Source organism: Marinobacter sp. KM021, from assembly GCF_050707965.1.
GTDB classification, from domain to species: domain Bacteria; phylum Pseudomonadota; class Gammaproteobacteria; order Pseudomonadales; family Oleiphilaceae; genus Marinobacter; species Marinobacter shengliensis.
The window spans coordinates 3,465,614-3,482,051 of the sequence record NZ_CP136129.1; the positions used below are offsets into that span (position 1 = coordinate 3,465,614).

Annotated in this window: 18 protein-coding genes; 6 read left to right on the plus strand and 12 right to left on the minus strand. The window is 54.4% G+C overall.

Going from position 1 to position 16,438, the window contains the following annotated elements; all coding sequences use genetic code 11:
• The first annotated feature begins 26 nt into the window (after positions 1–26).
• The 3 genes from tnpA (at position 27) to tnpC (ending at position 2,373) form a co-directional block, all read left to right on the plus strand.
• The gene (gene tnpA, locus RVM24_RS16275; RefSeq protein ID WP_431474396.1) at positions 27–410 is read left to right on the plus strand and encodes an IS66-like element accessory protein TnpA; all 384 of its coding nucleotides are present in this window, start codon (positions 27–29) and stop codon (positions 408–410) included.
• Complete coding sequence (tnpB, locus tag RVM24_RS16280) at positions 397–732, plus strand: IS66 family insertion sequence element accessory protein TnpB (RefSeq protein ID WP_061333258.1); 336 nt, start codon at positions 397–399, stop codon at positions 730–732. The genes tnpA and tnpB overlap by 14 nt, the downstream gene beginning before the upstream one ends.
• A gap of 75 nt (positions 733–807) precedes the next feature.
• Entirely contained in the window at positions 808–2,373 is a 1,566-nt protein-coding gene (tnpC, locus tag RVM24_RS16285; protein ID WP_061333257.1) for an IS66 family transposase, read from the plus strand.
• Positions 2,374–2,591: 218 nt separating this feature from the next.
• On the opposite strand, the gene RVM24_RS16290 is transcribed toward tnpC, so the two are convergent.
• From RVM24_RS16290 to RVM24_RS16325, 8 genes are all read right to left on the minus strand, one after another.
• Complete coding sequence (locus RVM24_RS16290; RefSeq protein ID WP_431474397.1) at positions 2,592–2,891, minus strand: hypothetical protein; 300 nt, start codon at positions 2,889–2,891, stop codon at positions 2,592–2,594.
• 123 nt (positions 2,892–3,014) lie between these two features.
• Positions 3,015–3,314, minus strand: a complete 300-nt coding sequence (locus RVM24_RS16295) for a hypothetical protein (protein WP_084342486.1) — start codon at positions 3,312–3,314, stop codon at positions 3,015–3,017.
• A 122-nt stretch (positions 3,315–3,436) separates the two neighbouring features.
• Positions 3,437–3,769 (minus strand): hypothetical protein, encoded by a 333-nt coding sequence (locus tag RVM24_RS16300; RefSeq protein ID WP_431474398.1) that lies wholly within the window; start codon positions 3,767–3,769, stop codon positions 3,437–3,439.
• Positions 3,770–3,875: 106 nt separating this feature from the next.
• Positions 3,876–4,208 carry a YnfA family protein gene (locus RVM24_RS16305; protein WP_015488072.1) on the minus strand — a complete coding sequence of 111 codons (333 nt, stop codon included), beginning with the start codon at positions 4,206–4,208 and terminating at the stop codon, positions 3,876–3,878.
• A gap of 993 nt (positions 4,209–5,201) precedes the next feature.
• Complete coding sequence (locus RVM24_RS16310; RefSeq protein ID WP_431474399.1) at positions 5,202–5,840, minus strand: HNH endonuclease; 639 nt, start codon at positions 5,838–5,840, stop codon at positions 5,202–5,204.
• Between the two features lie 109 nt (positions 5,841–5,949).
• Positions 5,950–6,351 (minus strand): GFA family protein, encoded by a 402-nt coding sequence (locus RVM24_RS16315; protein ID WP_374816292.1) that lies wholly within the window; start codon positions 6,349–6,351, stop codon positions 5,950–5,952.
• 111 nt (positions 6,352–6,462) lie between these two features.
• A complete protein-coding gene (locus tag RVM24_RS16320; protein ID WP_431474400.1) occupies positions 6,463–6,879 on the minus strand; it encodes a GNAT family N-acetyltransferase in 417 nt (138 codons plus the stop codon).
• 101 nt (positions 6,880–6,980) lie between these two features.
• Positions 6,981–7,328 (minus strand): DUF3024 domain-containing protein, encoded by a 348-nt coding sequence (locus tag RVM24_RS16325; protein WP_431474401.1) that lies wholly within the window; start codon positions 7,326–7,328, stop codon positions 6,981–6,983.
• Positions 7,329–7,515: 187 nt separating this feature from the next.
• Between RVM24_RS16325 and RVM24_RS16330 the strand changes: the two genes are divergently transcribed.
• Complete coding sequence (locus RVM24_RS16330; protein ID WP_431474402.1) at positions 7,516–8,559, plus strand: IS110 family transposase; 1,044 nt, start codon at positions 7,516–7,518, stop codon at positions 8,557–8,559.
• 1,268 nt (positions 8,560–9,827) lie between these two features.
• Here RVM24_RS16330 and RVM24_RS16335 read toward each other — a convergent pair.
• Positions 9,828–10,082, minus strand: a complete 255-nt coding sequence (locus RVM24_RS16335; RefSeq protein ID WP_431474403.1) for a hypothetical protein — start codon at positions 10,080–10,082, stop codon at positions 9,828–9,830.
• 567 nt (positions 10,083–10,649) lie between these two features.
• Here RVM24_RS16335 and RVM24_RS16340 point away from each other — a divergent pair.
• Positions 10,650–11,693 carry an IS110 family transposase gene (locus RVM24_RS16340; protein ID WP_431474402.1) on the plus strand — a complete coding sequence of 348 codons (1,044 nt, stop codon included), beginning with the start codon at positions 10,650–10,652 and terminating at the stop codon, positions 11,691–11,693.
• A 1,268-nt stretch (positions 11,694–12,961) separates the two neighbouring features.
• Here RVM24_RS16340 and RVM24_RS16345 read toward each other — a convergent pair.
• The gene (locus tag RVM24_RS16345; RefSeq protein WP_431474403.1) at positions 12,962–13,216 is read right to left on the minus strand and encodes a hypothetical protein; all 255 of its coding nucleotides are present in this window, start codon (positions 13,214–13,216) and stop codon (positions 12,962–12,964) included.
• Positions 13,217–13,783: 567 nt separating this feature from the next.
• Here RVM24_RS16345 and RVM24_RS16350 point away from each other — a divergent pair.
• Positions 13,784–14,827: an IS110 family transposase gene (locus RVM24_RS16350; RefSeq protein ID WP_431474402.1), complete on the plus strand. Its 1,044-nt coding sequence runs from the start codon at positions 13,784–13,786 to the stop codon at positions 14,825–14,827.
• 463 nt (positions 14,828–15,290) lie between these two features.
• Here the strand turns inward: RVM24_RS16350 and RVM24_RS16355 are convergent, their stop codons facing one another.
• Positions 15,291–15,788 (minus strand): GNAT family N-acetyltransferase, encoded by a 498-nt coding sequence (locus RVM24_RS16355; RefSeq protein ID WP_431474404.1) that lies wholly within the window; start codon positions 15,786–15,788, stop codon positions 15,291–15,293.
• A 60-nt stretch (positions 15,789–15,848) separates the two neighbouring features.
• On the minus strand, positions 15,849–16,313 hold the full coding sequence (locus tag RVM24_RS16360; protein WP_431474405.1) for a hypothetical protein: 465 nt from the start codon (positions 16,311–16,313) through the stop codon (positions 15,849–15,851).
• Between the last annotated feature and the right edge of the window lie 125 nt (positions 16,314–16,438).

The window sequence follows — 16,438 nt, forward strand, 5'->3', positions numbered from 1 at the left end:
CACTTATTTTTAAGTGGACACTTAATATGACCAACATAAGCGTAACCAAGCCCTACCAAAAACGTCGTCGTTACTCCAAAGAGCTGAAGGCTCGTATCGTCGCCGAATGCCTGAAGCCCGGAGCGTCTGTTTCCCGGATTTCGCTGGATAATGGCCTCAACGCCAACATGGTCCGGCGCTGGATGAGCGAAGCGCGAAGAGCGGGTAAAACACCGGAAACACCTGGATTCGTTCCGGTCCGTCTGCCAGCCGCAGCGCCTGTGCCGGACACTCCGTCAGTCTCGAGTCAATGTAGCACCATCCGCATCGAAATCCCCGCGCCGGCGGCACGGTTGTGGTGGAGTGGCCTGCGGAGCAAGCCCATCAGTGTGCGGCTTTGCTTCGGGATCTGTTGGGATGATCCGCATTGACGAGATCTGGCTGGCCACCGAACCGCTGGATATGCGGGCCGGGCCCGACAAGGCCCTGGCGCGGGTTATTCAGGTATTCGGTTCGGCCAAACCCCATTGCGCCTACCTGTTCGCCAACAAGCGAGGCAATCGGATGAAGGTGCTGATCCATGATGGGCTCGGCATCTGGTTGTGTGCCCGCAGGCTGAACCGGGGCAAATTCCACTGGGGCGAAGCCTGGCGTGGTGACCAATTGCGCCTGACCGAAGAACAGTTGTCCGCCCTCGTTCAGGGCCTGCCCTGGCAGCGCATAGGCGCTGAAGGCGTGATCTCTATCCTGTAACCACAAGCCCTGCGGTCTCGCTATAACCAGAACCGCGAATCGCTTGTGGCATACGGGCTTGGCATACTAGGCGGCATGACTCAGCGCCCCGATATCAACCAACTCTCAGCCGATCAGCTCCGCGCTCTGGCGACGGAACTGATGGACTCCCTGGACGCCAAGGATCAAGCCTTGGGCCGGAAGGAGCGGGAGTTGGTGCGCAGGAATGCCGTCATCGAGAAACTGACCCACGAAGTCGCCATCCTCAAACGTCACAAGTTCGCCCGCCGCAGTGAGCAACTCGATGCCGTTCAGGGCAAGCTCCTGGATGAGCTGATCGACAGCGACCTGGCGGCGATCGAAGCCGAGCTGGACCAGGCGATGACTGAGGAGCAGAAGGCTGCCCAGCCCAAGCAGAAGCCTAAGCGCACCCCGCTGCCACCGGAACTGCCCCGTACCCTGATCCACCACGAACCGGACAATACCCACTGCCAATGCGGCTGCCAGCTCAAGCGTATTGGCGAAGACGTCAGTGAGAAGCTGGACTACGTCCCCGGTGAGTTCACGGTGGAACGCCACATCCGGGGCAAGTGGGCCTGCAACCAGTGCGAGACCTTGGTCCAGGCACCGGTACCACCGCAGGTGATCGACAAGGGCATCCCCACCGCCGGCCTGCTGGCTCAGGTGTTGGTGGCCAAGTACGCGGACCATCTGCCTCTGTACCGTCAGGAACGTATCTTCGGCCGTGCTGGCCTGGAAATACCCCGTTCCACACTCGCCGAATGGGTCGGTGCCTGCGGTGTGCAGTTGCAGCCCCTGGTCGATGCACTGAGAAACGCCTTGCTGGAACACAACGTTCTGCACGCCGATGAAACGCCGGTCAGCATGCTGGCTCCGGGCAAGAAGAAAACCCATAAGGCCTACGTCTGGGCCTACTGCACCACACCGTTCTCGGATCTGAAAGCCACCGTTTATGACTTCGCCCCAAGCCGGGCGGGTGAACACGCCCGCACCTTCCTGGGTGACTGGCAGGGCAAGCTGGTCTGTGACGACTACGCCGGCTACAAGGCCGGGTTCGGTAATGGCATCACTGAAATCGGCTGTATGGCCCACGCCCGGCGCAAGTTCTACGACCTGCACGAAGCCAACAAAAGCGAACTGGCAGCCAAAGCATTGGACTACATCGGCGGACTCTACGAGATCGAGCGGGATACCAAAGACCTGCCGCCGGATAAGCGCCGGAAAATCCGACAAACCAGAGCCAAACCACTTGCTGACGCCCTGCATCAATGGATGCTGGCGCATCGCCAGAAAGTACCGGATGGCTCCGGCACCGCCAAAGCGTTGGATTACAGCCTCAAACGTTGGGCAGCGCTGACGCGCTATCTGGACGATGGTTCTGTGCCCATCGACAATAACTGGGTGGAAAACCAGATCCGACCCTGGGCGCTGGGGCGCAGCAACTGGCTGTTCGCGGGATCACTGCGCAGTGGTCAGCGTGCGGCTGCGGTGATGACGCTGATCCAGTCGGCCAAGCTGAACGCGCATGATCCGTATGCCTATCTGAAGGATGTGCTGACCCGACTGCCGACGCAGAAGAACAACGCCATCAACGAGCTATTGCCCCACAACTGGACCCCGGCTATACCTGACAAGGTGTGATGGCCGGACGCTTACGTTTCTGGATCTTGCCAGCTTGTATCGGTGCAGCAAGGACATTTGACCTGCTCTTTCTTCCCTGTAGGTGTCTCTCCAAACATAAAACTCTTAACGCCAAAATTCAGCGGCGGCCTTTGCGTAGCGAAGCGGAGAAAAGGCCGTCCGGTGGAGGCCCGCCAGGGCCGGAACGAACTGGAATGACTGGTTATGTGTTTTCCCCATTACCCCAGCAACTCCTGTTTTGCTGCCACAATCAGCTTAGCTACATGTATATCATGTTCGTTCTTGTCAGCCGCACTAAGACCGATATTTTGATTGATCGTTGCGGTCAAAGATGCCGCTATTCGTATGTGGTCGCAGCCTTCAACCGCAAGGAGAAATATATGGGGTACGTAACTATCGTACTCGTCATCCCATTCGCTATCTGGCTCATAAACGCCAATTGGATCCCACTTCTCCCACAAGATGATCCGTATCCGTTCCCAAAGTTCCTTTTCTTGGCGACTTAGCTTCTTGCTCATACTGACTCACACATAACGCCGCGAAGCACGCGCGGTTGCGGAATGGAGGCGAAGCCGCAATGCAGTAACCGTCGCCGTGGCTTGCCTGGTTAGCACTGCTCAACTGAACGCCTGTGGCTAAAGTCAAAATGGTATTCCGTCTTCATCTTCCTCTGTTGCACCTGATTCGGTAGGCGGCTCAGGGCCAGAAAGAGCGTCTTCAACCGGCATCAGCTCCCACAACTCGCTCTGATGGAGCCAAATCGGATCAGCATTCTCCTCGATGAACTGATCTACAGGCATACCATCCACGGTTGGTGGCCGCTTTATTCTGACTTGCTTACCGTTCATAAAGACCCACTGGTACTTCCTTTGCCGCTCTGCCTTCGCGGCTTTCTTTGCTCTCTTTTGAGCCGGAGTGAGCTTTTTCTTAACCTTTGCCATATCTGAACTTTTTGGTGCTAACGCCAAAATTCAGCGGCGGCCTTTGCGTAGCGAAGCGGAGAAAAGGCCGTCCGGTGGAGGCCCTTCAGGGCCGGAACGTACTGGAATGATTTGTTATGCATTTACCAGTTTACGAGAACATCTTTAACTTTGTGCGTTGCGGCATCAAAACCAACGGCCCAAAAAACTTCATCCTCACTGGCAGAGTATTTCGCCTTCCAAAGGGTAAGCTGCGAACCAGCTCTTCGAAGGCAATCTATAAACTCAACCTCACTCAACTCTCCCAGTTCATGCTGAATGCTTTCGCACGATGAAATGTAGGAATGTTCAGTAATAGTACCGTCGCTCTCTTCGCGAAGTGATGGGGCCGACATTTCCTGCAAGAGAGCAAAACTCTTCCCGTCATGCAGCTCTATTACCTGCTTCGCAAGCTTCCTTTCCATATCTGAAATCATGTTTCCTCCTTGGTGCATAACGCCCTTGTTTAGCGGCGCCCAAGTAGCGCAGCGAAATGGGCGTCCGGTGTAGGGCCGGAGGCCCGGAACGAACTACAACAGTTGGTTATGTGGTGCGCGGCGCAAACATGATGATAGCCATACCCACCAGTGCAACGGCTGAGCCAACTAAATCCCAAACTGTTGGCCGAATACCATCGACGGCCCAAAGCCACACGATTGCCATAAAAATATACACACCACCATACGCAGCATAGACCCTGCCGGCAGCGGTGGGGTGCAGCGAAAGCAACCATGCAAATGCTGCGAGACTCAAAGCACCTGGCACCAGAAGCCAGATGGTTTTGCCCTCACGAAGCCAGAGGTAAGGCAAATAACAACCCACGATCTCTGCCAATGCGGTGACGAGAAAAAGACCGACTGTTTTCAACTCTGGCAATGAAATTGACCTCTTGGCAGTAACACATAACGCTGAGGTAACCGGCGCCGGAGCGCAGCGGAGGGAACCAAAAGCGGCACGCTTTTGGCGTCCGGTTGACCGCCTGGTTAATGGCCGTTCACCACCGTGGTTGAGCCTGGAATCAAAGGCCACATGCCCTCTCCCGGACAACTTGCACCAACTCGACGGATGGCGAAAGGAACCAGAACGCAAAGGCTACTGGCCCGATTACCGTTTAAGACGGACGGCCCCACGATTGGGACACGCCATGAATACCAACACCGCTGACCATTGCGGCAACCAAACAAGACAGCGAGTTTTCCGGCCTTGGCGATCACCAGAGTGAGCGGGCTTAAAACCAATCCCGGTGCCAAGGCCTTTGCACCGCACCAGCCAAAAGCTCACGAATGCCGGGCCAATAACGCCGAAGCACAGCGGCGACCTTGGAGTGGCTACGAAGGAGCCACGTAAAGGGCGTCCGGCGGCCACCGGCCGCGAACTGCTGCGCCTTGTTAACTGGAAATAAAGCCGCTAAAGGAAGATCCTCGGCTTTACTTTGTTTTTATGTGCATAAATTATCAACCAGGACCCGATGACTATCGATAGCCCTCCCAACAAAAACTCAATGCTCGTTGGCGAGCTCGAGTTCACCAAATAAAAAATTGGAGAACCAGAAAACAGGGTGCCGGGCACGATGAATTTCAAAGGGGCGTGCTTCATTTCCCGAATTGATGTGCGCTCATAGCCTGGAGGCAGCCGAGTACCGAACAAGAGCAATGGGAAAATTGCTGCTAAAAATGGCACCACCATGACAGAAGCAATTATGTAATCGGGCTCTAATGGATTGAACCTGATCGCGCACGCCCAAGCAAAAACGTAAACAATGAATATGACGTACGGAATCATCGCCTTTCCAGTTAACGCTTGCAGCATGCGCGCCCTTGGAATGGAGCCGAAGGCGCAATGTAAAGGGCGTCGCCGTGCCTGCACTGGTTATGTTTTCGGAGGCTCGGCATACGCAAAAACGGTGTGCTTGCCGAAGAACTTGACTCCCCAGATACTCGACTCATCATCATTAAATAACACCTTATATACAAAGGTTTTTTTGTTAAGAAAATGTGGTTCAAGGCAATCCATTAACTCTTTTATCGACTGTGCAAAATCCGGCTTCATCTGATCGGTTGGAAAAATATTGATATTAGAGCCCAGCCCAAGCGCCTTCCCACGCTCTATCCAGTAAAGCCCCCTAACAATTCTGCTGACAACTTTGCAGTACTTCTCTCCATCAAATGTGACAGAAACGGCAGGTTCAAGAACTTGATTTTGGCGGTATGCATATACGTTCCGCTTGGTCTCAAAAATCTGATTAGCAATTTTCTGGTTATTGCCAATCGTTCGGGCTATAGAGTTAATGACAATTTCGGGCTGATCATGAAACTCCCCGGTTGAAATGCCCATGAAAACCTTAAATTGCTCATCTTCAACAGCCGCCCCGTTGTTGCATGACGAACAGGCCGGGACGACGTTGAAATTAATGTCGTTATCCCGCGGTTTTGGATAGATTCCTTGAGGCGGGATATGGTCTCGTGTTGTTGCAGAATTTTCGCCGCACAGAGCACAGAGGTCACGCATAGATCACCCTATTTAAAAACATAACGCCTGCATAAACGGCGCCCGACTAGGGCGTCCGGTGGAGGCCCATCGGGCCGGAACGAATTTAATGCACTGGTTATGTGATGGTTCACGTTGGCAGACCCTCGAACTTCGGTACCTCCGCCAACTGCTCATCCCAAACGGCTTTGCTGGATGAGAATATGTGCGCCGTTGGCAACATCGTTAATTGAGAATCCAAACACCCTGCGGGGACAACGACTAAACCCGCGACTGGTGAATTCGGCAATGCTGAACCACACAACTTACAAAAGCTCCGGCTATGACGGGTACCTGGAAGCGTAAAGGAAGCCACGGCATCTGCACCCGATTGCCAAACCAATTCAGCAGAATGCGAGAATAAATTTGCCGCATGGGCCGAACCCGTATCTTTTTGGCAATGCCGACAATGGCAGAGGTAGAAGCTATCGAATTCACCTTTGACCTGAAAGCTCACCGTGCCGCACAGACAAGAACCGAAATGATCAGTCATGAGAACCTCTTCCGTGCCCTAGAGGTGAAATGCACATAACGCCAGCCAGCATGCGCGGCTGCGGAATGGAGGCGAAGCCGCAATGCAGTATGCGTCGCTTGCCTGGCCTTGTTAATTGCCAATGGTCACCCCCGCATCCAGAACCCAGCAGCGATCATTGTGCGTGTAACCAAGCTGGCCATAGTACAAGTTGGCTGCCGGTGCTGCGATGAGTATCAATTTGCAGAGCGGCCCTAGTTGCTCCTGGGTCAGTGACTGCAATCGTTTGCCTATTCCTGATCTTTGATAGCTCTGGTGAACTGCCAAATCTGACAGGTAGCAGGCATAGTGAAAGTCCGTGACGCTGCGAGCGATACCGACCAACAAATCATCATCCCACGCGCTTACGGTGAGATTGGAATTTGAAACTACCCCCTCCATACATTCTCGGTCGTGGATTGGCCGACGTTCCCCGAGGGTAGAGCTCTCCAACAAACCGATGAACTGGTCCGTGGTGATAGGGTGATTCACCTGAAAGCTGATAGCCATACCTCTCCTTGGCAATTAACGCCAACATTAAGCGGCGCCCGACTAGGGCGTCCGGTGGACGGACGCCAGGCCGGGAACGAACTTGAATGACTGGTTATGTGTTACCCGAAGAAACAGCCATTCTCGTCGGCATTCACGATAGCAAAAAATTCATCAATCGAGCGTGACTCAGGTTCTGGCGTGTACGAATGCCACTTCAGATCACTACGCATCCAGTAGATTTTCCAGCGTTGAGATTTCTTGACGTAGGTAGCTTTTGCCACTGGCGACTCAACGATCGTAGACGGCTCGCGGAAATGTGGGCGAATCTCGACAATCTGCACACTTTGACCAGAAACGCGAACGTCCAAATCCACCTGTGAACGAATATGAACTGGTGGTCGCCTCGCTTCCAGAAATTCCGAAGCAGCCCGCTCAATCTTCCTTGCTTCAAACTCACTGAATGCCATGTAGATTCTCTATGGGAACGCCAACATAACGCTGATGGTAACCGGCGCCGGAGCGAAGCGGAGGGAACCAAAAGCGGTACGCTTTTGGCGTCCGGTTGACCGCTTTGATACTGATTGAGCCTTCTCCCCAGCCCAGCGGTTACCCGCTAAGCTGGAAGGCGACCAAGCACTACAAGGGAGAAGACTCATGAACTTTTACCATAGCACCCACCGCCATTATTGTGGAATCGATCTGCATGCCCGCAGCCTGTATGTCTGCATCATCGACCAACAGGGCGAGGTACTTCTGCACAAGGAAATCAAAGCGCGCCCAGAACCGCTACTGGCCCTGCTCGAACCGTTTCGTGATGATCTGGTGATCGGTGTCGAATGCATGCACTGCTGGTACTGGATATCAGACCTGTGCGAAGAACACGGCATTCACTTTATCCTGGGCCATGCCTTGTATATGAAGGCCATTCACGGTGGTAAAACCAAGAACGACCGTATCGATTCTTTCAAAATCGCCATGCTCATGAAGGGCGGCAATTTCCCCCTGGCCTACGTTTATCCCAAGGAGATGCGGGCAACCCGGGATTTACTGCGCCGACGCACCCGCATCGTCCAGCACGGAGCCATGCTCAAGGCCCATGTGGTCAACACCACGAGCCAATACAACCTGCCGCCCAACAAGGTCAACCTGAAGAATGTGGGGGCCCGGGAACAGGTTCAGGCGGCCTTTGCCGGGCAGGATGTTCAGCGCAACATCGATCTCGACCTGGCCATCATCGAATGCTATCACCGGGAACTCAGCAAGCTGGAAGAACACCTGGAACGGCAAGCCAAACAACATGATCCCGCTTCCCTGAGTGTGCTGAGGACCATTCCCGGTGTGGGGCGCATCCTGGCGCTGACCATTCTCTACGAAGTCGGCGATGTTCAACGCTTCGAATCGGTCCAGAAATTTGCTTCTTACGCCCGGCTCATCAAGTGCAAAGCCGAGTCTGCCGGCAAGGTCTACGGCACCCAGGGCAACAAGATTGGCAACGCCCATCTGAAGTGGGCATTCTCGGAGGCCGCCGTGCTGTACCTGCGGGGTAATGACAAGGCCCAGCGCTATCTACAGAAACTCCAGAAACGAATGAGCAAACCCAAGGCGCTGTCCGCGCTGGCCCACAAGCTGGGCCGGGCTGCCTACTTCATGCTCAAGCATCAGAGGGTGTTCGATGAACAACGATTCCTGAAGGGTTAGTCACGCCACGGGGTGAGCATGACGTCTAACTGGATCAAACAGGATGATGACCGAAAGCCGGGTGTCCGCTGACTGGTACCCGATACCGAACCGGCCTTCTATCACCGCCGTTGAAGCCAGTCGCTTTGATTAGCCACCCCGTGGGCGTGCCTTAATACCATGAGCCAGTGCGCTTACACCGGTCCTGAGCCTGAAACTAACTGGAGCCATGCAGCCCGTCGTTTGAATAGTGCCAGTGACCGGTTAACCGATGAATGTCTGGTGCCCCTGACCCACCGATGGAACGACCGGTCAGGCCGTGGTCTAAAGCCACGTAAGAGAGCCCCTATATGTGTTTGCTGTGAGTGCCTGACAGCCCCGCGAGACTGACGAAGCAGGCGTTCTCGCTCATGGATTTAGGTTGGCCGCTGGCGCGGCCAAAAAAATCACTATTGCCTATTGATTCCGAGAAGGCTCATATGGGTTAAGTGTGTTTAGTCCATTTCCCATTGTTCGAGATCCGCCACCGGATTGGGTAGTCTACCCTCCAACCACGTGGCACAAGTTCCTGGCTTGAACTCAGGATCGTGACACTCGATTACCCAAGATAAAAATTCCTCAGGCCCGCCATTCATGTATGGCGGCGGAGACACGGGATGGAAAGAAGTTGGCAGCCTCTCATTTACTGAGAGGTAGTTGAGTACATGCCCGAACTCTTGCACCGTTTGCCACGCCAACTTATGACCAACATCGATAGTGAACTTTACCCACCATCGGCCATCATCCTCAGACCCGTGCCCTATTGATCCATCGATTGCCGGGACCTGCTGGAGGAATTCAGTAAGCTTTGAAAATGCTCGATCATTCATTGGATACACTTAACGCTGAGCGCAGCGGCGCCCTGTCAAGGGCGTCCGGCGGCCGTAGGCCGCGTACTGACGCGACTGGTTAAATGCCGGTTACCCGTTGTTTTGTAGTGGCACCCAATGCTGAATGCCTACTCCCGATACCTTGCACCAACTTCACCGATGGCGCTAGGAACCAGGACACTGAATTAGAGGAATCTGCCCGATAATTACGCCGGAGTGCCCCACGACCTGAACAACAAATTACCGGCCAAAGCCAGTGCCAGACTGAGGGCTTTGTTCTGCCCGCCGGCAACCTCCGAAATCGCGCCCAAACACCCTACCAACGAACACCACAGCCAAGGCCTTTAACGCCAAGCTAAGCGGCGGCCTGATAAGGCCGTCCGGTGGAGGCCGAAGGCCGCAACAAACTTGAGCGACTTGTTATGTGTTTGCACTTCGCGCCCCCACGATGGCGAACCAAAAGAACGCGACACCGGCCAAAACAACTCCCAATCCAGTTTGATTAGGCTCGATACTCTGAACGTAAAGCATCGGAGCTACGGCCATGACAAACGAGACCAACGCATAGACGAAATATTGCAGGCTTCTGGTGTGACTGATTTTCTTTCGCCATGCATTGAGCAAAAGAGTGCCAGTCGGAATTAAAGCAACCATGCCTACTTCAAAGATCCCCATGATTCCTCATGACACATAACGCTGAGGTAACCGGCGCCGGAGCGCCAGCGGAGGGAACCAAAAGCGGTACGCTTTTGGCGTCCGGTTGACCGCCTGGTTAATGGCCGTTCACCACCGTGGTTGAGCCTGACACCTAGGCCGCATGCCCTCTCCCGGACAACTTGCACCAACTCGACGGATGACGAAAGAAACCAGAACGCAAAGGCTACCGGCCCGATTACCGTTTAAGACGGACGCCCCACGACTGGGGCACTCCATGAATACCAACACCGCTGACCATTGTGGCAACCAAACCAGACAGCGAATTTTCCGGCCTTGGCGATCACCAGAGTGAGCGGGCTTGCAACCAATCCCGATGCCAAGGCCTTTGCACTCCACCTGCTAAAAACTCACGAATGCCGGGCCAATAACGCGAAGGTAACCGGCGCCGGAGCGCAGCGGAGGGAACCAAAAGCGGTACGCTTTTGGCGTCCGGTTGACCGCCTTGATACTGATTGAGCCTTCTCCCCAGCCCAGCGGTTACCCGCTAAGCTGGAAGGCGACCAAGCACTACAAGGGAGAAGACTCATGAACTTTTACCATAGCACCCACCGCCATTATTGTGGAATCGATCTGCATGCCCGCAGCCTGTATGTCTGCATCATCGACCAACAGGGCGAGGTACTTCTGCACAAGGAAATCAAAGCGCGCCCAGAACCGCTACTGGCCCTGCTCGAACCGTTTCGTGATGATCTGGTGATCGGTGTCGAATGCATGCACTGCTGGTACTGGATATCAGACCTGTGCGAAGAACACGGCATTCACTTTATCCTGGGCCATGCCTTGTATATGAAGGCCATTCACGGTGGTAAAACCAAGAACGACCGTATCGATTCTTTCAAAATCGCCATGCTCATGAAGGGCGGCAATTTCCCCCTGGCCTACGTTTATCCCAAGGAGATGCGGGCAACCCGGGATTTACTGCGCCGACGCACCCGCATCGTCCAGCACGGAGCCATGCTCAAGGCCCATGTGGTCAACACCACGAGCCAATACAACCTGCCGCCCAACAAGGTCAACCTGAAGAATGTGGGGGCCCGGGAACAGGTTCAGGCGGCCTTTGCCGGGCAGGATGTTCAGCGCAACATCGATCTCGACCTGGCCATCATCGAATGCTATCACCGGGAACTCAGCAAGCTGGAAGAACACCTGGAACGGCAAGCCAAACAACATGATCCCGCTTCCCTGAGTGTGCTGAGGACCATTCCCGGTGTGGGGCGCATCCTGGCGCTGACCATTCTCTACGAAGTCGGCGATGTTCAACGCTTCGAATCGGTCCAGAAATTTGCTTCTTACGCCCGGCTCATCAAGTGCAAAGCCGAGTCTGCCGGCAAGGTCTACGGCACCCAGGGCAACAAGATTGGCAACGCCCATCTGAAGTGGGCATTCTCGGAGGCCGCCGTGCTGTACCTGCGGGGTAATGACAAGGCCCAGCGCTATCTACAGAAACTCCAGAAACGAATGAGCAAACCCAAGGCGCTGTCCGCGCTGGCCCACAAGCTGGGCCGGGCTGCCTACTTCATGCTCAAGCATCAGAGGGTGTTCGATGAACAACGATTCCTGAAGGGTTAGTCACGCCACGGGGTGAGCATGACGTCTAACTGGATCAAACAGGATGATGACCGAAAGCCGGGTGTCCGCTGACTGGTACCCGATACCGAACCGGCCTTCTATCACCGCCGTTGAAGCCAGTCGCTTTGATTAGCCACCCCGTGGGCGTGCCTTAATACCATGAGCCAGTGCGCTTACACCGGTCCTGAGCCTGAAACTAACTGGAGCCATGCAGCCCGTCGTTTGAATAGTGCCAGTGACCGGTTAACCGATGAATGTCTGGTGCCCCTGACCCACCGATGGAACGACCGGTCAGGCCGTGGTCTAAAGCCACGTAAGAGAGCCCCTATATGTGTTTGCTGTGAGTGCCTGACAGCCCCGCGAGACTGACGAAGCAGGCGTTCTCGCTCATGGATTTAGGTTGGCCGCTGGCGCGGCCAAAAAAATCACTATTGCCTATTGATTCCGAGAAGGCTCATATGGGTTAAGTGTGTTTAGTCCATTTCCCATTGTTCGAGATCCGCCACCGGATTGGGTAGTCTACCCTCCAACCACGTGGCACAAGTTCCTGGCTTGAACTCAGGATCGTGACACTCGATTACCCAAGATAAAAATTCCTCAGGCCCGCCATTCATGTATGGCGGCGGAGACACGGGATGGAAAGAAGTTGGCAGCCTCTCATTTACTGAGAGGTAGTTGAGTACATGCCCGAACTCTTGCACCGTTTGCCACGCCAACTTATGACCAACATCGATAGTGAACTTTACCCACCATCGGCCATCATCCTCAGACCCGTGCCCTATTGATCCATCGATTGCCGGGACCTGCTGGAGGAATTCAGTAAGCTTTGAAAATGCTCGATCATTCATTGGATACACTTAACGCTGAGCGCAGCGGCGCCCTGTCAAGGGCGTCCGGCGGCCGTAGGCCGCGTACTGACGCGACTGGTTAAATGCCGGTTACCCGTTGTTTTGTAGTGGCACCCAATGCTGAATGCCTACTCCCGATACCTTGCACCAACTTCACCGATGGCGCTAGGAACCAGGACACTGAATTAGAGGAATCTGCCCGATAATTACGCCGGAGTGCCCCACGACCTGAACAACAAATTACCGGCCAAAGCCAGTGCCAGACTGAGGGCTTTGTTCTGCCCGCCGGCAACCTCCGAAATCGCGCCCAAACACCCTACCAACGAACACCACAGCCAAGGCCTTTAACGCCAAGCTAAGCGGCGGCCTGATAAGGCCGTCCGGTGGAGGCCGAAGGCCGCAACAAACTTGAGCGACTTGTTATGTGTTTGCACTTCGCGCCCCCACGATGGCGAACCAAAAGAACGCGACACCGGCCAAAACAACTCCCAATCCAGTTTGATTAGGCTCGATACTCTGAACGTAAAGCATCGGAGCTACGGCCATGACAAACGAGACCAACGCATAGACGAAATATTGCAGGCTTCTGGTGTGACTGATTTTCTTTCGCCATGCATTGAGCAAAAGAGTGCCAGTCGGAATTAAAGCAACCATGCCTACTTCAAAGATCCCCATGATTCCTCATGACACATAACGCTGAGGTAACCGGCGCCGGAGCGCCAGCGGAGGGAACCAAAAGCGGTACGCTTTTGGCGTCCGGTTGACCGCCTGGTTAATGGCCGTTCACCACCGTGGTTGAGCCTGACACCTAGGCCGCATGCCCTCTCCCGGACAACTTGCACCAACTCGACGGATGACGAAAGAAACCAGAACGCAAAGGCTACCGGCCCGATTACCGTTTAAGACGGACGCCCCACGACTGGGGCACTCCATGAATACCAACACCGCTGACCATTGTGGCAACCAAACCAGACAGCGAATTTTCCGGCCTTGGCGATCACCAGAGTGAGCGGGCTTGCAACCAATCCCGATGCCAAGGCCTTTGCACTCCACCTGCTAAAAACTCACGAATGCCGGGCCAATAACGCGAAGGTAACCGGCGCCGGAGCGCAGCGGAGGGAACCAAAAGCGGTACGCTTTTGGCGTCCGGTTGACCGCCTTGATACTGATTGAGCCTTCTCCCCAGCCCAGCGGTTACCCGCTAAGCTGGAAGGCGACCAAGCACTACAAGGGAGAAGACTCATGAACTTTTACCATAGCACCCACCGCCATTATTGTGGAATCGATCTGCATGCCCGCAGCCTGTATGTCTGCATCATCGACCAACAGGGCGAGGTACTTCTGCACAAGGAAATCAAAGCGCGCCCAGAACCGCTACTGGCCCTGCTCGAACCGTTTCGTGATGATCTGGTGATCGGTGTCGAATGCATGCACTGCTGGTACTGGATATCAGACCTGTGCGAAGAACACGGCATTCACTTTATCCTGGGCCATGCCTTGTATATGAAGGCCATTCACGGTGGTAAAACCAAGAACGACCGTATCGATTCTTTCAAAATCGCCATGCTCATGAAGGGCGGCAATTTCCCCCTGGCCTACGTTTATCCCAAGGAGATGCGGGCAACCCGGGATTTACTGCGCCGACGCACCCGCATCGTCCAGCACGGAGCCATGCTCAAGGCCCATGTGGTCAACACCACGAGCCAATACAACCTGCCGCCCAACAAGGTCAACCTGAAGAATGTGGGGGCCCGGGAACAGGTTCAGGCGGCCTTTGCCGGGCAGGATGTTCAGCGCAACATCGATCTCGACCTGGCCATCATCGAATGCTATCACCGGGAACTCAGCAAGCTGGAAGAACACCTGGAACGGCAAGCCAAACAACATGATCCCGCTTCCCTGAGTGTGCTGAGGACCATTCCCGGTGTGGGGCGCATCCTGGCGCTGACCATTCTCTACGAAGTCGGCGATGTTCAACGCTTCGAATCGGTCCAGAAATTTGCTTCTTACGCCCGGCTCATCAAGTGCAAAGCCGAGTCTGCCGGCAAGGTCTACGGCACCCAGGGCAACAAGATTGGCAACGCCCATCTGAAGTGGGCATTCTCGGAGGCCGCCGTGCTGTACCTGCGGGGTAATGACAAGGCCCAGCGCTATCTACAGAAACTCCAGAAACGAATGAGCAAACCCAAGGCGCTGTCCGCGCTGGCCCACAAGCTGGGCCGGGCTGCCTACTTCATGCTCAAGCATCAGAGGGTGTTCGATGAACAACGATTCCTGAAGGGTTAGTCACGCCACGGGGTGAGCATGACGTCTAACTGGATCAAACAGGATGATGACCGAAAGCCGGGTGTCCGCTGACTGGTACCCGATACCGAACCGGCCTTCTATCACCGCCGTTGAAGCCAGTCGCTTTGATTAGCCACCCCGTGGGCGTGCCTTAATACCATGAGCCAGTGCGCTTACACCGGTCCTGAGCCTGAAACTAACTGGAGCCATGCAGCCCGTCGTTTGAATAGTGCCAGTGACCGGTTAACCGATGAATGTCTGGTGCCCCTGACCCACCGATGGAACGACCGGTCAGGCCGTGGTCTAAAGCCACGTAAGAGAGCCCCTATATGTGTTTGCTGTGAGTGCCTGACAGCCCCGCGAGACTGACGAAGCAGGCGTTCTCGCTCATGGATTTAGGTTGGCCGCTGGCGCGGCCAAAAAAATCACTATTGCCTATTGATTCCGAGAAGGCTCATATGGGTTACATGGTGATTCGGTAGTATCGGCCATACTCTCCATCCTTAGTACCATTGTGCGTGGCCTGCCATCCCAATTTTTGAGCCACTCTCTGGCTTGCCACATTGTCATCCGCGATGAAAACCTGAACGGTATCTAATCCGATCTCGGAGGATAGCCTTTCAACTGCCAACTCGCATGCCTTGGTAGCTATGCCGTTGCCCCAAAACTCTGATCTGATGAAATAGCCGAAATCCGGAACACCATCCATCTGCTTAATGCCGCAGAACCCAATAAACTCGTCAGTATCAGCGTTGGCTACAGCGAAGCGGGTCGGGTTAGTAAGCGCACTCTCAAACCACGAATCTGCCTCATCTTCAGCCAGGGCGCGACGAGGCCCAAGAAACCGCATTACCCGAGGATCTCGAAGCATAGATATGACAGCCTCTTTATCTTGGTGACGAAGATTTCTCAGTTTCACCGAAATCATAGGCCTGGCTTCACCATGTAACGCTTGCAGCATGCGCGCCCTTGGAATGGAGCCGAAGGCGCAATGTAAAGGGCGTCGCCGTGCCTGCACTGGTTATGTTTTCGGAGGCTCGGCATACGCAAAAACGGTGTGCTTGCCGAAGAACTTGACTCCCCAGATACTCGACTCATCATCATTAAATAACACCTTATATACAAAGGTTTTTTTGTTAAGAAAATGTGGTTCAAGGCAATCCATTAACTCTTTTATCGACTGTGCAAAATCCGGCTTCATCTGATCGGTTGGAAAAATATTGATATTAGAGCCCAGCCCAAGCGCCTTCCCACGCTCTATCCAGTAAAGCCCCCTAACAATTCTGCTGACAACTTTGCAGTACTTCTCTCCATCAAATGTGACAGAAACGGCAGGTTCAAGAACTTGATTTTGGCGGTATGCATATACGTTCCGCTTGGTCTCAAAAATCTGATTAGCAATTTTCTGGTTATTGCCAATCGTTCGGGCTATAGAGTTAATGACAATTTCGGGCTGATCATGAAACTCCCCGGTTGAAATGCCCATGAAAACCTTAAATTGCTCATCTTCAACAGCCGCCCCGTTGTTGCATGACGAACAGGCCGGGACGACGTTGAAATCGTGAATTCAGATAATAACTGCAGCACTTTGGCGTAACCAGGTGGAGACGG

What these genes read in the sequence shown, in the direction of transcription:
- RVM24_RS16290 (WP_431474397.1), bottom strand. Translation starts at nt 2,891, where the DNA reads ATGAGCAAGAAGCTAAGTCGCCAAGAAAAGGAACTTTGGGAACGGATA.
- RVM24_RS16325 (WP_431474401.1), bottom strand. Translation starts at nt 7,328, where the DNA reads ATGGCATTCAGTGAGTTTGAAGCAAGGAAGATTGAGCGGGCTGCTTCG.
- RVM24_RS16320 (WP_431474400.1), bottom strand. Translation starts at nt 6,879, where the DNA reads ATGGCTATCAGCTTTCAGGTGAATCACCCTATCACCACGGACCAGTTC.
- tnpB (WP_061333258.1), top strand. Translation starts at nt 397, where the DNA reads ATGATCCGCATTGACGAGATCTGGCTGGCCACCGAACCGCTGGATATG.
- RVM24_RS16330 (WP_431474402.1), top strand. Translation starts at nt 7,516, where the DNA reads ATGAACTTTTACCATAGCACCCACCGCCATTATTGTGGAATCGATCTG.
- RVM24_RS16310 (WP_431474399.1), bottom strand. Translation starts at nt 5,840, where the DNA reads ATGCGTGACCTCTGTGCTCTGTGCGGCGAAAATTCTGCAACAACACGA.
- RVM24_RS16340 (WP_431474402.1), top strand. Translation starts at nt 10,650, where the DNA reads ATGAACTTTTACCATAGCACCCACCGCCATTATTGTGGAATCGATCTG.
- tnpA (WP_431474396.1), top strand. Translation starts at nt 27, where the DNA reads ATGACCAACATAAGCGTAACCAAGCCCTACCAAAAACGTCGTCGTTAC.
- tnpC (WP_061333257.1), top strand. Translation starts at nt 808, where the DNA reads ATGACTCAGCGCCCCGATATCAACCAACTCTCAGCCGATCAGCTCCGC.
- RVM24_RS16300 (WP_431474398.1), bottom strand. Translation starts at nt 3,769, where the DNA reads ATGATTTCAGATATGGAAAGGAAGCTTGCGAAGCAGGTAATAGAGCTG.
- RVM24_RS16350 (WP_431474402.1), top strand. Translation starts at nt 13,784, where the DNA reads ATGAACTTTTACCATAGCACCCACCGCCATTATTGTGGAATCGATCTG.
- RVM24_RS16315 (WP_374816292.1), bottom strand. Translation starts at nt 6,351, where the DNA reads ATGACTGATCATTTCGGTTCTTGTCTGTGCGGCACGGTGAGCTTTCAG.
- RVM24_RS16295 (WP_084342486.1), bottom strand. Translation starts at nt 3,314, where the DNA reads ATGGCAAAGGTTAAGAAAAAGCTCACTCCGGCTCAAAAGAGAGCAAAG.
- RVM24_RS16355 (WP_431474404.1), bottom strand. Translation starts at nt 15,788, where the DNA reads ATGCTGCAAGCGTTACATGGTGAAGCCAGGCCTATGATTTCGGTGAAA.
- RVM24_RS16360 (WP_431474405.1), bottom strand. Translation starts at nt 16,313, where the DNA reads ATGGGCATTTCAACCGGGGAGTTTCATGATCAGCCCGAAATTGTCATT.
- RVM24_RS16335 (WP_431474403.1), bottom strand. Translation starts at nt 10,082, where the DNA reads ATGGGGATCTTTGAAGTAGGCATGGTTGCTTTAATTCCGACTGGCACT.
- RVM24_RS16345 (WP_431474403.1), bottom strand. Translation starts at nt 13,216, where the DNA reads ATGGGGATCTTTGAAGTAGGCATGGTTGCTTTAATTCCGACTGGCACT.